Below are 15793 nucleotides of genomic sequence, written 5' to 3' on the forward strand. Positions count from 1 at the left end.
GTGACTGAACCACAAGCGAACCTAGAAGCTGTGTGGCGCGCGATCGTCGATGATCTGCTCGCGCAATCCGAACAGCCCAACTCTGAGGTCCCGAGCTTTTCGCATACGCAACGCCTCTACCTGCAGTTGGTTCGCCCGATCATGATGGTGGAAGGCTACACGCTTGTCGCAGCAGAAAATGTCAACGCCAAAGAAGTTGTAGAAAATGAACTCGGCGGATACATCTCCAAGGCCCTTACCCGCCACCTCGGTCGCCCGTGTTCCTTCGCCGTCACCCTGGCTACCCCGCAAGAGCCACAACCGCCCGCGAGCGGATCGAATTCGGGGCCGGCACCGGGAGGGGCATCGGCAAGCACGCAGACCCCTTCCTCCCAACCCAACCCGCAAGCGCAGCACATGCCACCGGCGCAGACCGATTCTTCCTCCGCGCAAAGTTACGTCTCTCGCCCCCAGCAAACGGATGCGTCGGCAGCCCGCGGAAACAACAACTCCACCGCAGGTCAGACCCCGCCTAATTGGCGGTCCAGCCATGCCCCGGCAAGCCTGGATGAATTGGCGGAGCACTATACCAGCCAGCAGGACTATAACCGCCAGCAACCAGAATTTGGCGGATCTGCGAATGCCGCGCGCATTCCGCGGGAGGCCCCGGCGCACGATCCCAACCGGGAAACCTCGCTGAACCCGAAGCACACTTTTGAAAGCTTCGTCATCGGTTCTTCGAATCGTTTTGCCAATGGCGCGGCAGTAGCGGTGGCGGAAAATCCCGCCCGCGCCTATAACCCGCTATTTATCTGGGGCGGTTCTGGACTGGGTAAAACGCACCTTTTGCATGCCGCCGGCAACTACGCACAGGTGCTACACCCAGGGTTGCGCGTGAAATACGTGTCCTCGGAAGAATTTACGAATGACTATATTAATTCCTTGCGCGATGACCGCCAGGAATCCTTCAAGCGGCGCTACCGCAACCTCGATATTTTGATGGTGGATGACATCCAGTTCTTAGAGGGCAAGGAATCCACGCAGGAGGAGTTCTTCCACACCTTCAATGCGCTGCACCAGGCCAATAAACAGATCATTTTGTCCTCGGACCGGCCGCCAAAACAGCTCACCACGCTGGAAGACCGCCTGCGCACGCGCTTTGAGGGCGGGCTGATTACAGATATTCAACCGCCTGACCTGGAAACCCGCATCGCCATTTTGATGAAGAAGGCCGCCGCCGATGGCACTGAGGTGGATCGCTCCGTCCTGGAGCTCATCGCCTCGCGCTTCGAGTCTTCCATCCGCGAGCTCGAGGGCGCTCTCATTCGCGTCTCCGCCTACTCCTCCCTGGTCAATGAGCCGATCAACGTGGAAATGGCAGAAATTGCGTTGCGCGATCTCGCGCCGGATTCTGCTGACCGGCAAATTACCGCGGCCTCCATCATGGAGGTCACCGCGGAATACTTCGATATTGATGTAGAAACTCTGCGCGGTGCTGGCAAGAAGCGCGCGGTGGCCCACGCCCGCCAGCTGGCGATGTACCTCTGCCGCGAATTGACCGAGCTATCGCTGCCCAAGATTGGCGAGCAATTCGGCGGCAAGGACCACACCACGGTGATCTATGCCGATCGCAAGATCCGCAAAGAGATGACGGAAAAGCGCAATACCTACGACGAGATTCAGTCCCTGACCCAGCGCATCAAGAATCGCGGTCGCGCCTAGATCAAACGAACCACCCGGTGGCGTCTTCCTTAAATAACAGGAAGGCGCCATTTTTGTAAGCAGGCGCCGCGCTTGCCGATGCCCCCACCTTCCACCACCGCCTACCAGCGGTTATGTCCCTGCAAAGACCGCATAAACAGCTATCCACAGAGTTATCCACACCTGTGTAATTTCATGGATGTAATTTGTAGATTTTGCTCACATTTTTAAATTCCACAGGCCCTATCCAGCACGGACGCCCCTGTGATCAGCACTGTGTGCAGATCCGTGGAAAACTAGTGCAGGCTGTGGATAAAACGATGACCCGCCAATTTATCCACACTCCGGGCCGGTTGATCACAGCAAGATCACAAGAATTGGCACACCCCGGATCGCTGCGCTGAACTTGTCATTTACCCCGTTGATCACAGATCCCACAGCGCTTATTACTACTACTAAATTATTTCTCTGATCTTGTAAGTAGAAAGGGGATGTGTGAAATTGTGCCCGGCGCCGAGCACGCGGCGCTGGCTCGGACGGGCGGAGGGAAAATTACAAGGTTCACCGGATGCGGTAAGTTGGAAGCCAGCTTTTGAAAGTTACACATTCCTACCCCGCCAAAGAGGAGCTCTTCGCACCATGGATGAAGCCGTGTCATTTCGCGTTGCCAAAGATGACCTTGCCAACGCCGTAGCGTGGGTTGCCCGCAGCCTGCCTTCCAAGGTCACCCAGCCGGTACTGCGCGCAATGCTCATCACCGCTGATGACAACGGCTTAGAGTTCACCGGCTTTGATTACGAGGTTTCTACCAAGGTGCGCATCGCCGGCATGGTGGATGAGCCCGGCCAGATCGCTGTTGCCGGTAAGTTGCTTTCCGATATCGTGGCTACCTTGCCCAATAAGGAAGTTGAGATCTCTCAGGTAGATTCCAAGGCTTTGGTTACTTGTGGGTCCTCCCGCTTCGAGCTACCGCTCATCCCGCTCGATGATTACCCGCAATTGCCGGTATTGCCTGAGGTCACCGGCACGATCCAACCGCAGCTCTTCGCAGAAGCGATCCAGCAGGTTGCGGCCGCAGCCGGCAAGGATGACACCTTGCCCATGCTCACTGGCGTGCACATGGATATCCACGGCAAGGATATCGAGATGACGGCTACGGACCGCTTCCGCTTGGCCATGCGCACCCTAGAGTGGGAACCGGCTGCTGAGGACGTTGAAGCTAAGCTCCTAGTCCCAGCAAAGACCCTGCAAGATACCGGGCGCAGCCTGGATCCGCATTTGAATATCCCCATCGAGATTGCGGTGGGCTCCGGCGATAATATCGGCGCCGATGGCCTATTTGGCCTGCACGCGGATAACCGAGAAACCACTACGCGCATGTTGGATGCGGATTTCCCAAACGTTCAGCCCCTGCTTCCGAAGTCGCACACGAATATTGCCTCCGTTGAGGTAGCGCCGTTGCAAGAGGCCATTCGCCGCGTTTCCCTGCTGACGGACCGCAATGCGCAGATCCGCATGGAATTTGCCGATGGCCAGGTCACCCTGTCCGCCGGTGCCGATGCTGGTAATGCCACCGAGACGCTGCCGTGCGCGTTCCATGGCCGCGATGAATTCCTCATCGCCTTCAACCCGGGCTATCTGAAGGACGGCCTGGCGGTCATCAACACCGATCGCGTGGTCTTTGGGTTTACGGAGCCTTCCCGCCCCGCCATCATGATCCCGGAGCCAGAAGAGCTGCCGGAAGCCGATGAGGATGGCAATTTCCCCACGCCACAGACCAACTTCACCTACCTCTTAATGCCGGTTCGTCTGCCAGGTTAATGTTTATACGGGATCTCGATGTTCGGGATTTTCGCTCATGGCCCGAACTAAAGCTTGAGCTGGGCCCAGGGATTACTCTGTTTGTGGGCCGCAATGGCTTTGGCAAGACCAATATCGTGGAAGCCGTGGGCTATACCGCCCACCTGTCTTCCCACCGCGTCTCCCATGATTCGCCGCTGGTGCGCCAGGGCGCGCAGAGCGCGCGGGTGTCCCTTACTGCCGTCAATCAGGGGCGCGAATTAACCACCCACCTGCTGATAAAACCCCACGCCGCCAACCAGGCGCAGATTAACCGCACGAGGCTGCGCAGCCCGCGCGAGTTGCTCGGCGTGGTGAAAACGGTGCTGTTTTCCCCTGAGGATTTGGCTTTGGTGCGCGGTGAGCCCGCGGGGCGCCGCGCGTATCTCGATAGCATCATCGCCTCGCGCACCCCGCGCCTAGCTGGGGTTAAGGCGGATTATGACAAGGTATTAAAGCAGCGCAATGCGTTGTTGAAGTCGGCATCGGCAAGCTTGCGGCGCGGCTATGGCGATAGCGACGGCGCCTCGGCGCTGTCCACGCTGGATACGTGGGATGCCCAGCTCGCACGCTTAGGCGCACAGGTCATTGCGGCGCGCCTTGCGCTTGTCGATGCCCTCTTGGACCACATTCCCGCCGCCTATGCCGGCCTCGCGCCGGAGTCGCGGCCTGCGCACGTGGAGTATAAATCCACCATCGATACCTCTGACCGCGAGGTGCTGGAGGCCGTCATGCTGACCGAGCTGGCCTCTGCCCGGCAGCGCGAGATCGAGCGCGGCATCTCTCTGGTGGGCCCGCACCGCGATGATCTCGTGCTCCACCTGGGGGATCAGCCGGCCAAGGGTTTTGCCAGCCACGGCGAAACCTGGTCTTATGCCATCGCCCTGCGCTTGGCGGAGTTTGAGCTCCTGCGCGAAGAAGGGGGATCAGATCCGGTCCTCATCTTGGATGACGTCTTTGCCGAGCTCGATGCCAAGCGCCGCACCCAGCTGGTTCACCTCGCCGCCACGGCAGAACAGGTGCTAATTACCGCCGCGGTGGATGAGGATTTACCGGATAACCTGGAGCCCATCGTGCGTTACCGGGTAGGAGTGGAAGATACGGACCAGGGGCGCATTTCCACCCTGCACACGGAAGCAACAGCAGGAGAGGCTAGCGAGGAAGAAGCATGAGTGAGGAAGAAGGGGACACCGGCACGCAGCGCACGGATCCCGTTACCCAATACTTCCGGTTGGTGCGCTCTACCTCGAAGAATCCGCCAAAGCTTACGCGCCCAGTGCCGAAGATGCCGGTGCCCTCCTTGGCGGATGCCCAACAGCAGAACTATCGCGGCTACCAGGTGGGCAGGCCTACCGGCGCCGATGGCAGGAGGCCGCGGCGAAAGATTGATGTGCCGAGCCTGGGCGCACAGATTAAAAAGGAGATTTCCCACCGCGGCTGGGAGCATGAATTAGCGCACGGCTGGGTGATGGGGAATTGGGAAAGCCTGGTGGGCGAGCGCATTGCCGCCCATACGCAGCCGCAAAAAATCAAGGACAAGATCGTCTATATTTCCTGCGATAACTCCACTTGGGCCACGGAACTGCGCTACCTGCAGCGGGAAATCCTGCGCAAAATTGCGGACCGGCTCGGCCCCGATGTCATCGCTGAGCTGCGGATCCATGGCCCGCGGCAGCAGCGCAATTACGAGGGGCGGCAGTGGGTGAAGCCGCAAGGATCGCAAGATACCTACGGCTGATAAGTGGCTGATAGGCGCAGGTTAGCTCTGCCGTTTAAAAGATAAATAACCACAGAGCGCGCCACATAGCTACCTCTGGCCGGTGTGGGGTGTCATTCAGTAGGGGGTATGCGTGTAGAATAGTGAAAGTCTTAGAATCAGCTATAGCCAAAAGGAGAGCACGAATCCGTGGCTGAAGAACACGCATATGATGCTGGATCAATTACGATCCTGGAAGGTCTAGAGGCCGTCCGCAAGCGCCCCGGTATGTACATCGGTTCTACCGGATCGCGCGGTTTGCACCACCTTATCTGGGAGATCGTCGATAACTCCGTCGATGAGGCCATGGCAGGCTTCGCAGATAAGGTTACCGTCAAGCTCTTGGAAGATGGCGGCGTCGAGGTCATCGATAATGGCCGCGGTATCCCGGTGGAGATGCACGCCTCCGGTGCCCCGACCGTCCAGGTGGTCATGACGCAGCTGCACGCCGGCGGTAAATTCGACTCCGATTCCTATGCCGTTTCCGGCGGTTTGCACGGCGTCGGCATTTCCGTGGTCAACGCCTTGTCCACCCGCGTGGAGGCGGAGATCAAGCGTGAGGGTAAGCACTGGTACCAAAACTTCCAGAACGCCATCCCGGATGACCTTGTAGAAGGCGGCAACGCCCGCGGCACGGGTACCAAAATTCGCTTCTGGGCGGACCCGGAGATCTTTGAAACCACCGAGTTCGATTACGACACCATTGCGCGCCGCCTGCAGGAGATGGCCTTCTTGAACAAGGGCCTGACCATCGAGCTTATTGATGAACGCGTGACCCAAGAGCAGATCGAGCTCGAGGAAATCGCCGATGCGGAATCCGGTGAGGCGAGCGCGGATGAGACCTCCTTTGATGATGTGCCAGATGCCGGCGATACATTCAACGAGGAAGCCGACTCCAAGAACGTCACCAAGGCCGATAAGAAGCGCCGCAAGAAGATCACCTTCCACTACCCGGAGGGCCTGACGGACTACGTAAAATTCCTCAATAAGTCCAAGAGCGCAATTCACCCCACCATCGTGTCCTTCGAGGCTAAAGGCGAGGACCACGAGGTCGAGGTGGCCTTGCAGTGGAACCAGGGCTACAAGCAGTCCGTGCACACCTTTGCCAATACCATCAATACCCACGAGGGCGGCACGCACGAAGAGGGCTTCCGCGCAGCTTTGACCTCCTTGATGAACCGCTATGCCAAGGAGCACAAGCTCATCAAGGACAAGGACGGCAACCTTTCTGGCGATGACTGCCGCGAAGGCTTGGCCGCCGTCATTTCGGTCAAGGTGGGCGACCCGCAGTTCGAGGGCCAGACCAAGACTAAGCTGGGCAACTCCGAGATCAAGGGCTTTGTACAGCGCTCGGTCAACGAATACGTCAACGACTGGTTTGATGCCAACCCGGCAGAGGCAAAGGCCATTATCAATAAGGCCGTCTCCTCGGCGCATGCCCGCATGGCAGCGCGCAAGGCGCGCGAGATGGTGCGCCGCAAGTCCGCCACCGACTTAGGCGGACTGCCCGGCAAGCTTGCGGATTGCCGCTCTAAGGATCCGCGGAGTTCGGAGCTTTATATCGTGGAGGGTGACTCTGCGGGCGGTTCCGCGAAGGCCGGCCGTGACTCCATGTTCCAGGCCATCTTGCCCCTGCGCGGCAAGATCCTGAACGTGGAAAAGGCCCGCATGGATAAGGTCCTAAAGAACGCCGAGGTCCAGGCCATCATCACCGCGCTGGGCACAGGCATCCACGAGGAATTCGATATCAAGAAGCTGCGGTACGACAAGATCGTGCTGATGGCCGATGCCGACGTGGACGGCCAGCACATCGCCACGCTGCTGTTGACCCTGCTCTTCCGCTTTATGCCGCAGTTGGTTGAGGATGGCCACGTGTACTTGGCTAACCCGCCGCTCTACAAGCTGAAGTGGTCCAAGGGCACGCCTGGCTACGCCTTCTCTGATGACGAGCGCGATAAGCTGTTGGCAGAAGGCCTGGAGCAAAACCGCAAGATCAACAAGGATGACGGCATCCAGCGCTACAAGGGCTTGGGCGAGATGAACGCCTCCGAGCTCTGGGAGACCACCCTGGATCCCTCCACGCGCCTGTTGCGCCGCGTGGACCTGGAAGACGCACAGCGCGCTGATGAGTTGTTCTCCATCCTCATGGGTGATGACGTGGCCGCCCGCCGCTCCTTCATTACCCGCCGCGCGAAGGATGTCCGCTTCCTGGATATCTAAATCGCTGGCCTAGCCCTGTGCGTGCAGTGCCTAGAGCAATAGAGCCCACCGTGAATAATTCCACGGTGGGCTCTAACTATGGGGTGAGGTTAGCTGCGGGAAGAGCGCTGATCAGCAAACCCAAAGCTCAAGGACACCAAGCAGACGGCGATGATGACGCCAAAACCGGTCATGATCGAAACGGGCCAATCTCCGGAGGTGCTTTGGAGCATGGCAAAGACGATGGCGGTAATGATGGCCAAGCCAATGGCGGTGCCGATGCGCTGGCCGGTTTGCAGGACCGCGCCGGAGGAACCGGCGTAGTTATCTGGGACCTGCGCCAAGGTCAGGGTTTGGTTAGGCGAGACCACGGCACCCTGGCCAAGCCCGATAAATGCCAAGGAGAGGATGAGCCACCATTCGCTTATTCCCCAGTGCGTGGTGCCCCAGACGAATGCCACCGTGGCGATGAGGCCAAAGATTGTGGTCAGCATGCCGATGATGACCACTATGCGCCCGTACCGCGAGATCTTGCGGCCCGCGATGGTAGCGGTAATGGAGTTGAGAAGCGCGGATGGAATGCCCACCGAGCCGGCTGCCAGGGCGGAGTAGCCCAGGCCATTTTGGAAGTACAACGCAACGAGCACCCAGATGCTGGTAATGCCCATAAACCACAACGTGGCGATGATGGTGCCATTGCGGAAGCTCGAGGTGGCAAAGATATTGAGATCCACCATCGGCGGGTGGCCGGTGGCCTTGTGGTGGCGCTCCCACAGCACCCACACGCCAATAAGCACGGCACCTGCCAGAAGCAGCCACCACACGGCCGGGGACCCCGTGGAGTCCATGAAGGGAAAGAGGATGCACCATACCGCGGCACCGAGAATGAGCGCGCCGATGGGATCCAGGGTGGCCAGCGCCTTGAAGATGCCCAGCTTATTGCCCGCGGCATCGCGGACGCGGGAAAACAGCGGGCGTGGGAACCACATGAGGCCCAGGATGATGGCCAGCAGGCCGATCGGGGCATTGACCAACATGGTCAGCCGCCACCCGTGGTCAGGGCCGCCGATCTTAATGAGGAAGCCGCCTAAGACCGGGCCGATGGCCACGGCGATTCCCACGGTGGCACCAAAGTATCCAAAGGCGCGGCCGCGCTCTTCCCCGCGGAAGTATTGCTGAATCATTCCCACTCCCTGAGGGTTCAGCAATCCGGCGCCAACACCCTGCACAAAACGCGCGATATTCAGAGAATGCGCATTCGGCGCGAAACCCGCCACGGCGGCGCTGATGGTGTAGACGGCGATGCCGAGCAGGAAGATGCCCCCGCGCCCCACGAGATCGCCGGCGCGCCCTGCGGCGACGAGGACCACGCCGAAGGTAAGCGCATAACCAGACAGCACCCATTGCACATCCGAATCCGTGGCACCAAGCCCAGACTGAATCGACGGCAGCGCCACGTTCACGATGGACACGCTAATCAGTGACATAAACACCGTGACCAGCACAATAATAAGAACCCGCCAGCGGGCGGGGTCTTGGCCGGCGGGGTAGTCGGTACGGTTTGCTTCTGATGCCGACGATTTATGATGCGGGGAATAAGTCACTTCCACACTTATACTCCGCAGTCCAGAAAACCTTCAACCGCAGGAAAACCGGTGGAAACTATTTATTTACATGTGCTTTTGTACTATGCGGCCGAATGCAGGAACTTCCGGGCTTAAGATCTTGGTGGCCTTGCCACGCAGGGAATTATAGGGTTTGCGCAGTGCGGCGGAGTTCACCTTTTCTACGTGCTTATCTGCGATATTCATAATTTCATCGCTGACCTCTTCTTGGCGCGGTTCAAGGAAGGCGCCGAAATCATCCTTCCCGCTTTCCGCAAAGTCCTGCCACCGCGGATCCAGGGCATCGAGGACATCCGGCAGGATCCGTTCCAGCGCCTTGGGGACGACGTTGGCATCGGCCTTCTTGACGGCGGCCAATCCGCCTTTAATGGCCATGCCAGAAATGCCGGATTGGGAGGCGGCGACTTTTTCAACGAGATCCCCGCAGGCGGCGATGAACTCGGTGTGGGTGGATCCTTGCATCAAGGTAGAAAGGTGAGACATGGTGCCATACTTTACGCGAATTTAGTGGCCATATAGACGCGGGCGCAGTACTGCGCGAAGGTCTGATTTCCAGCATTTAACGCTGGCACCTTCTCTAAAACCTCAGCCATGGCCTTTGCGGCCTGTTGCTCATTGCCGTGAATGGCGATGCCCTCAAGGCGCGCGCTGCTGGCAGCGGCAGCGGCTACCAAGGCGGAATAGTTGATGATGCGGAGCTGAAAGCGGGCACAAAACTCTTGGGCTAGCAGGTACAACTGTTCGGCGCTCATGCGTGGGTCTTTCGTGCCCTGCGGATTTCGGCCTCTAGGTCTGAGCGGCCGGGGAGAAGTTCACGGGCGGTGGCTTGCACTTGGGCATCGGCAAGCGTGCGCGAGGCCGCCGCCACGATGGCACGCACCACGGCCTCGTGCTTCGAGGTCCCTTGCGCGGAAGCCAAGAGGGTAAGGGCGTGATCTTGTTCTGCGGTCAGCCGCAATGTCATTGCCATACCCCCGTGATACCACAGTGATACCACTCGTGTGGCAAATAAGGCCGATAAGGGCAGGAGAAGGTAGAATTTGGCCTTATGAGTGACAATAACGACGATCTTTTTGATCGGATTTTTCCCATTGACATTAATGAGGAGATGGAGTCGAGCTATATCGACTACGCCATGTCCGTCATTGTGGGCCGCGCGCTGCCTGAGGTGCGTGATGGTCTAAAACCGGTGCACCGCCGCATTCTTTACGCCATGTTCGATTCCGGCTACCGTCCTGAGCGCGGCTACGTGAAATCCGCTCGCCCCGTTTCTGACACCATGGGTCAATTCCACCCACACGGTGACTCGGCCATCTATGACACGTTGGTGCGCTTGGCGCAGTCTTGGAATATGCGCTATCCGCTTGTCGATGGCCAGGGTAACTTCGGTTCCCGCGGTAACGACGGCCCCGCCGCAATGCGTTATACCGAGTGCAAGCTCACCCCGTTGGCCATGGAAATGGTTCGCGATATCCGCGAAAATACCGTGGATTTCTCGCCCAACTACGATGGCAAGACCAGCGAGCCGGACGTCCTGCCGTCCCGCGTGCCTAACCTTTTGATGAATGGTTCCGGCGGAATTGCCGTGGGCATGGCCACCAATATCCCGCCGCATAACCTCAATGAGTTGGCTTCGGCCATCTATTGGTTGCTGGAGAACCCAGACGCGGACGAGGATGCCGCGCTCGCGGCCTGCATGGAACGCGTGAAGGGCCCGGATTTCCCCACCGCCGGCCTCATCGTGGGCGATCAGGGCATCAAGGATGCATACACCACCGGCCGCGGCTCCATACGCATGCGCGGTGTGACCTCCATCGAGGAATCCGGCTCCCGGCAGACCATCGTGATTACGGAACTACCGTTCCAGGTCAACCCCGATAACCTCATCTCCAATATCGCGGAGTCCGTAGCCAACGGCAAGATCGCCGGCATTTCCAAGATCGAAGATGAGTCCTCTGACCGCGTGGGCATGCGCATTGTTGTGACCCTGAAGCGCGATGCTGTTGCCCGCGTGGTGCTCAATAATCTGTACAAGCACTCTCAGCTGCAGACCTCCTTCGGCGCCAACATGCTCTCCATCGTCGATGGCGTGCCGCGCACCCTGCGCCTGGATCAGATGCTGAGCAATTATGTTGCGCACCAGATCGAGGTCATCGTTCGCCGCACCCAGTACCGCCTGGATGAGGCCGAAAAGCGCGCGCACATCTTGCGCGGCTTGGTCAAGGCGCTGGATATGTTGGATGAGGTCATCGCCCTGATCCGCCGTTCGCCCACCGTTGATGAGGCGCGCGAGGGCTTGAAGGAGCTTCTCGATGTCGACGATATCCAGGCCGATGCCATCCTCGCGATGCAGCTGCGCCGCCTGGCCGCCCTGGAACGTCAAAAGATCGTCGATGAACTGGCAGAAATCGAAGAGGAGATCGCAGACCTCAAGCACATCCTCGCCCACGAGGAACGCCAGCGCCAGATCGTCCACGATGAGCTGGAGGCGATCGTCGAAAAGTACGGCGACGAGCGCCGCACCGAGATCCTGCCTGCCTCCGGCGAGGTCACCGATGAAGACCTCATTGCCCGCGAAAACGTCGTGGTCACCATCACCGCTACGGGTTATGCCAAGCGCACCAAGGTCGATACCTATAAGTCACAAAAGCGTGGCGGCAAGGGCGTGCGCGGTGCGGAGCTCAAGCAAGATGACATTGTGAAAAACTTCTTCGTCTGCTCCACGCACGACTGGATCCTGTTCTTTACCAACTTTGGCCGCGTCTACCGCCTGAAGGCCTACGAGCTGCCGGAGAGCGGCCGCGCTGCCCGCGGCCAGCACGTGGCCAACCTGCTGGAATTCCAGCCGGAGGAAAAGATCGCCCAGGTCATTCAGATCCAGTCCTACGAGGATGCGCCATACCTGGTTCTGGCCACCCAGCAGGGCCGCGTGAAGAAGTCGCGCCTGACCGATTACGAGTCCGCTCGTTCCGCAGGGCTTATCGCCATCAACCTCAATGAGGGCGATGCGCTCATCGGTGCCCAGCTCGTTTCTGAGGGCGATGACATCCTGCTGACCTCTGAGCAGGGCCAGGCAATCCGCTTTACTGCCGATGACGACCAGCTACGCCCCATGGGACGTGCTACTGCCGGTGTGAAGGGCATGCGCTTCCGCGGCGATGACCAGCTGCTGGCGATGTCCGTCGTTCACGATGGCGAGTTCCTGCTCGTTGCTACCTCCGGTGGCTACGGTAAGCGCACCGCCATTGAGGAATACACCCCGCAGGGCCGCGGTGGCTTGGGCGTGATGACCTTCAAGTACACCCCGAAGCGCGGCAAGCTCATTGGCGCCATTTCCATTGACAAAGACGATGAAATCTTCGCCATTACCTCCGCCGGTGGGGTCATTCGCACCGAAGTAAACCAGATTCGTCCTTCCTCGCGCGCCACGATGGGCGTGCGCTTGGTTGACCTTGCCGATGATGTCGAATTGCTTGCCATCGACCGCAATGTTGAAGAAGATGGTGAGGAAGACGCGCAGGCTGTGGCCAAGGGCGAAAAGACCGTCGATGAGGTCCAGCAAGAGCACCACAAGGGTAGCGATGCTTCCAAGGATGAGGAGTAGGACATGGAACGACGAGACGTAACCATCCACCACATTTCGCCCACCTCGGCGTTTCGCGTTGGTCTGGCCCTGTCACTCGTCGGACTCATCGCGTGGTTGCTGGCCGTGTGCCTGCTGTACATCGGTTTGCACCAGGTGGGCATATGGGAGTCAGTCAATAGCCTCGTTGGTGGCGTCGGCGGCGGCTTTGAGGTCACCTTTGGCGTGGTGATCGCAGCCAGCGCGCTGATTGGCGTTATTTTCGCCGTCCTGTTCACCTTGCTCGCACCGCTGATGGCCGTGATCTATAACGCCATCGTGGATGTCTTCGGCGGGCTAAAGGTCAGCTTGGAGGACATCTAGACCACTGTGAGTGAGAGACAATGCCGGCAGCACACGTTGCCGGCATTTTTCTAGTTTTAAGCGCGAAGTAGCGTCCTCATTAGGCCCACGAAGAGCGCCTTTAAAAACCTCTTTGAGCTGCCGATTTGTGTTCTTTCCGGGGTGGTATGTAAAGTTACATCTCGTTCCGCTAAAGGGCCTATAGCTCAGTCGGTTAGAGCGCATCGCTGATAACGATGAGGTCGCTGGTTCGATTCCAGCTAGGCCCACCACGGAACAATGGGGCATTAGCTCAATTGGTAGAGCATCTGCTTTGCAAGCAGAAGGTCAGGAGTTCGATTCTCCTATGCTCCACAGCATCAGTCCGGTTTCCTTAAGGGAGCCGGACTTTTTCGTGTGTCCAGGTCGGTGCCATTAGGTAGGGAGCCTTTCTCGGCAGCTCCACTTCGCCTCTCATGCGAAAATGGCCCCTTTCGTTCCTGTAAATATACCTCCCCGGGGTATATGGTGGGGGAGTAACCATCACTGTGTTCCACCGACGCTAGGACTCCTCTCGGTGCAGGGAGGAGAAGAAAGGAACTTTATGAGTACTTCTCACCAACACGGTAAGCATTCCGGTGCTCACCAGGCCGCGGAAGCGGACCATACGCAACACACAGATCATGGCGGCCACGAAGGGCACTCTCACGGTGACCACCACGGTCACGAGCACGGGCATGGCCACGGTCACGGCGATCACGCGGCGATGTTCCGCAGCCGCTTCTGGTGGTCGCTGCTGCTATCGGTGCCGGTCGTCATCTTCAGCCCCATGGTCGCAGAATTGCTCGGCTACGGCGTACCCGAATTCAATGGTTCAGCCTGGATTCCCCCGGTGCTTGGCACCATCATCTTCATCTATGGCGGCACGCCGTTCCTGCAAGGCGGCTGGTCGGAACTGAACTCCCGCCAGCCCGGGATGATGCTGCTTATCGCCATGGCTATTACCGTGGCGTTCGTCGCCTCATGGGTCACCACCTTGGGGATTGGAGGATTCGACCTAGATTTCTGGTGGGAGCTGGCCTTGCTGGTCGTCATTATGCTGCTGGGCCACTGGTTGGAGATGCGCGCACTCGGCGCGGCCTCCTCCGCTTTGGACGCCTTAGCAGAACTTTTGCCTGACGAAGCCGAGAAGATCATCGATGGGCAGGCCCACACCGTGCCAGTCTCTGAGCTGGCGGTGGATGACATAGTACTGGTCCGCGCTGGAGCGCGGGCGCCTGCCGATGGCACCATTGTTAAAGGCTCAGCCGAATTCGATGAATCCATGATCACCGGTGAATCCCGCCCAGTCTACCGCGATAAAGGTGAGCGCGTGGTCGCCGGTACGGTGGCCACCGACAACACCGTCCGCGTCCAGGTAGAAGCCATCGGAGGAGATACGGCCCTGGGCGGTATCCAAAGCATGGTCGCCGAGGCGCAGGAATCCTCCTCCCGCGCTCAAGCTCTTGCCGATCGCGCCGCAGCGTTGCTCTTCTGGTTTGCGCTAATCGCAGCCCTCATTACTGCGGTGGTCTGGGCCATTATCGGGAGCCCAAGCGACGCCGTGGTACGCACCGTTACCGTGCTCGTCATCGCTTGCCCCCACGCCCTCGGTTTGGCTATCCCACTGGTCATTGCGATCTCTACCGAGCAGGCCGCACAGTCTGGGGTACTCATCAAGGAACGTATGGCGTTGGAGCGCATGCGCACCATCGACACCGTTCTCTTCGATAAGACCGGCACCCTAACCGAAGGCGCTCATGCCGTTACCGGTGTCGCAACCGTTGAGGACATCAGCGAGGGGCAGCTGCTAGCAGTGGCCGCCGCGGCCGAGGCCGATAGTGAACACCCGTTGGCCCGCGCCATCGTCAAGGCAGCCGAAGACCACGCGGAAGCATCCCAGGAGCAGCTGCACAGCACCGATTTCAGTGCTGCCGCCGGCCGGGGAATCCAGGCCACCGTAGATGGGGCAGAGGTCCTCGTCGGTGGACCGAATATGCTGCGCGAGCTAGGAGCTTGCCACCCCTGGGGTGTTCGATGCGCAGGTTGAAGAGTGGTCCCAGCGCGGCGCAGGTGTCCTGCATGTCGTGCGCGATGGTCAGATCATTGGCGCTCTCGCGGTCGAAGACAAGATTCGTCCCGAATCCCGCGCGGCCGTACAGGCCCTCCAAGAGCAGGGCGTCAAGGTTGCGATGATCACTGGCGATGCCACGCAGGTCGCCGAGGCCGTTGGCGAAGAACTGGGTATTGACGAGGTCTTTGCCGAAGTCCTGCCGCAGGACAAGGACTCCAAGGTCACCGAATTACAGGAGCGCAGCCTGGCCGTGGCCATGGTTGGCGATGGCGTCAACGACGCCCCAGCCTTGGCCCGCGCGGAAGTCGGCATCGCCATTGGCGCCGGTACCGATGTCGCCATGGAATCCGCCGAGGTCGTGCTCGCCAGCGATGACCCGCGGTCGGTGCTTTCAATGATCAGCTTGTCGCGCGCTAGCTACCGCAAGATGATCCAAAACCTTATTTGGGCATCTGGCTACAACATCATTGCCGTGCCCTTGGCGGCAGGCGTACTCGCACCCATCGGTGTCGTGCTCTCCCCGGCGACCGGTGCGGTATTGATGTCGCTTTCGACCATCGTGGTGGCATTCAACGCGCAGTTGTTGCGCCGGATTGAATTGGACCCAGCACGCTTAGCACCCACTAGCCACTAGGAGGATCAGTCCAAGCTCGGATAAGTGGGACGGGCTCCGGCTA

General features: G+C 59.3%; 11 protein-coding genes, 2 tRNA genes and 1 pseudogene. 10 read left to right on the forward strand and 4 right to left on the reverse strand.

Features of this window, described 5'->3' with window-relative positions; all coding sequences use genetic code 11:
• The 5 genes from dnaA (at position 1) to gyrB (ending at position 7495) form a co-directional block, all read left to right on the forward strand.
• Positions 1 to 1701, forward strand: a complete 1701-nt coding sequence (gene dnaA, locus ACP8KU_RS00005; protein ID WP_023028031.1) for a chromosomal replication initiator protein DnaA — start codon at positions 1 to 3, stop codon at positions 1699 to 1701.
• Between the two features lie 618 nt (positions 1702 to 2319).
• A complete protein-coding gene (dnaN, locus tag ACP8KU_RS00010) occupies positions 2320 to 3501 on the forward strand; it encodes a DNA polymerase III subunit beta (RefSeq protein ID WP_005276004.1) in 1182 nt (393 codons plus the stop codon).
• Positions 3501 to 4691, forward strand: a complete 1191-nt coding sequence (gene recF / locus ACP8KU_RS00015) for a DNA replication/repair protein RecF (RefSeq protein ID WP_023029772.1) — start codon at positions 3501 to 3503, stop codon at positions 4689 to 4691. The genes dnaN and recF overlap by 1 nt, the downstream gene beginning before the upstream one ends.
• Positions 4688 to 5257, forward strand: coding sequence for a DciA family protein (locus ACP8KU_RS00020; RefSeq protein WP_005276009.1), 570 nt, complete (start codon positions 4688 to 4690; stop codon positions 5255 to 5257). The genes recF and ACP8KU_RS00020 overlap by 4 nt, the downstream gene beginning before the upstream one ends.
• Before the next feature lie 168 nt (positions 5258 to 5425).
• Positions 5426 to 7495, forward strand: coding sequence for a DNA topoisomerase (ATP-hydrolyzing) subunit B (gyrB, locus tag ACP8KU_RS00025; RefSeq protein ID WP_023028034.1), 2070 nt, complete (start codon positions 5426 to 5428; stop codon positions 7493 to 7495).
• A gap of 89 nt (positions 7496 to 7584) precedes the next feature.
• Here the strand turns inward: gyrB and ACP8KU_RS00030 are convergent, their stop codons facing one another.
• From ACP8KU_RS00030 to ACP8KU_RS00045, 4 genes are read right to left on the reverse strand one after another with little or no spacing between them, the layout of a single operon-like run.
• On the reverse strand, positions 7585 to 9084 hold the full coding sequence (locus ACP8KU_RS00030; RefSeq protein WP_484483789.1) for an MFS transporter: 1500 nt from the start codon (positions 9082 to 9084) through the stop codon (positions 7585 to 7587).
• Between the two features lie 60 nt (positions 9085 to 9144).
• A complete protein-coding gene (locus ACP8KU_RS00035; RefSeq protein WP_481971785.1) occupies positions 9145 to 9582 on the reverse strand; it encodes a DUF6918 family protein in 438 nt (145 codons plus the stop codon).
• An 11-nt stretch (positions 9583 to 9593) separates the two neighbouring features.
• Positions 9594 to 9851 carry a cell filamentation protein Fic gene (locus ACP8KU_RS00040; RefSeq protein ID WP_237799792.1) on the reverse strand — a complete coding sequence of 86 codons (258 nt, stop codon included), beginning with the start codon at positions 9849 to 9851 and terminating at the stop codon, positions 9594 to 9596.
• Positions 9848 to 10069 (reverse strand): CopG family transcriptional regulator, encoded by a 222-nt coding sequence (locus ACP8KU_RS00045; protein WP_237799791.1) that lies wholly within the window; start codon positions 10067 to 10069, stop codon positions 9848 to 9850. The genes ACP8KU_RS00040 and ACP8KU_RS00045 overlap by 4 nt, the downstream gene beginning before the upstream one ends.
• 78 nt (positions 10070 to 10147) lie before the next feature.
• Here ACP8KU_RS00045 and gyrA point away from each other — a divergent pair, with 78 nt between their 5' ends.
• From gyrA to ACP8KU_RS00070, 5 genes and pseudogenes are all read left to right on the forward strand, one after another.
• The gene (gene gyrA / locus ACP8KU_RS00050; protein ID WP_005276024.1) at positions 10148 to 12703 is read left to right on the forward strand and encodes a DNA gyrase subunit A; all 2556 of its coding nucleotides are present in this window, start codon (positions 10148 to 10150) and stop codon (positions 12701 to 12703) included.
• Between the two features lie 3 nt (positions 12704 to 12706).
• Complete coding sequence (locus ACP8KU_RS00055; protein WP_005276027.1) at positions 12707 to 13045, forward strand: DUF3566 domain-containing protein; 339 nt, start codon at positions 12707 to 12709, stop codon at positions 13043 to 13045.
• Between the two features lie 174 nt (positions 13046 to 13219).
• Positions 13220 to 13296, forward strand: a tRNA-Ile gene (locus ACP8KU_RS00060).
• Between the two features lie 9 nt (positions 13297 to 13305).
• Positions 13306 to 13378, forward strand: a tRNA-Ala gene (locus ACP8KU_RS00065).
• Between the two features lie 229 nt (positions 13379 to 13607).
• A pseudogene (locus ACP8KU_RS00070) lies at positions 13608 to 15750 on the forward strand (heavy metal translocating P-type ATPase).
• Positions 15751 to 15793: the final 43 nt, after the last annotated feature.

It is taken from the genome of Corynebacterium sp. LaCa_282, assembly GCF_057198125.1.

What these genes read in the sequence shown, in the direction of transcription:
- dnaN (WP_005276004.1), top strand. Translation starts at nt 2,320, where the DNA reads ATGGATGAAGCCGTGTCATTTCGCGTTGCCAAAGATGACCTTGCCAAC.
- recF (WP_023029772.1), top strand. Translation starts at nt 3,501, where the DNA reads ATGTTTATACGGGATCTCGATGTTCGGGATTTTCGCTCATGGCCCGAA.
- ACP8KU_RS00020 (WP_005276009.1), top strand. Translation starts at nt 4,688, where the DNA reads ATGAGTGAGGAAGAAGGGGACACCGGCACGCAGCGCACGGATCCCGTT.
- ACP8KU_RS00035 (WP_481971785.1), bottom strand. Translation starts at nt 9,582, where the DNA reads ATGTCTCACCTTTCTACCTTGATGCAAGGATCCACCCACACCGAGTTC.
- ACP8KU_RS00040 (WP_237799792.1), bottom strand. Translation starts at nt 9,851, where the DNA reads ATGAGCGCCGAACAGTTGTACCTGCTAGCCCAAGAGTTTTGTGCCCGC.
- ACP8KU_RS00045 (WP_237799791.1), bottom strand. Translation starts at nt 10,069, where the DNA reads ATGGCAATGACATTGCGGCTGACCGCAGAACAAGATCACGCCCTTACC.
- gyrA (WP_005276024.1), top strand. Translation starts at nt 10,148, where the DNA reads ATGAGTGACAATAACGACGATCTTTTTGATCGGATTTTTCCCATTGAC.
- ACP8KU_RS00055 (WP_005276027.1), top strand. Translation starts at nt 12,707, where the DNA reads ATGGAACGACGAGACGTAACCATCCACCACATTTCGCCCACCTCGGCG.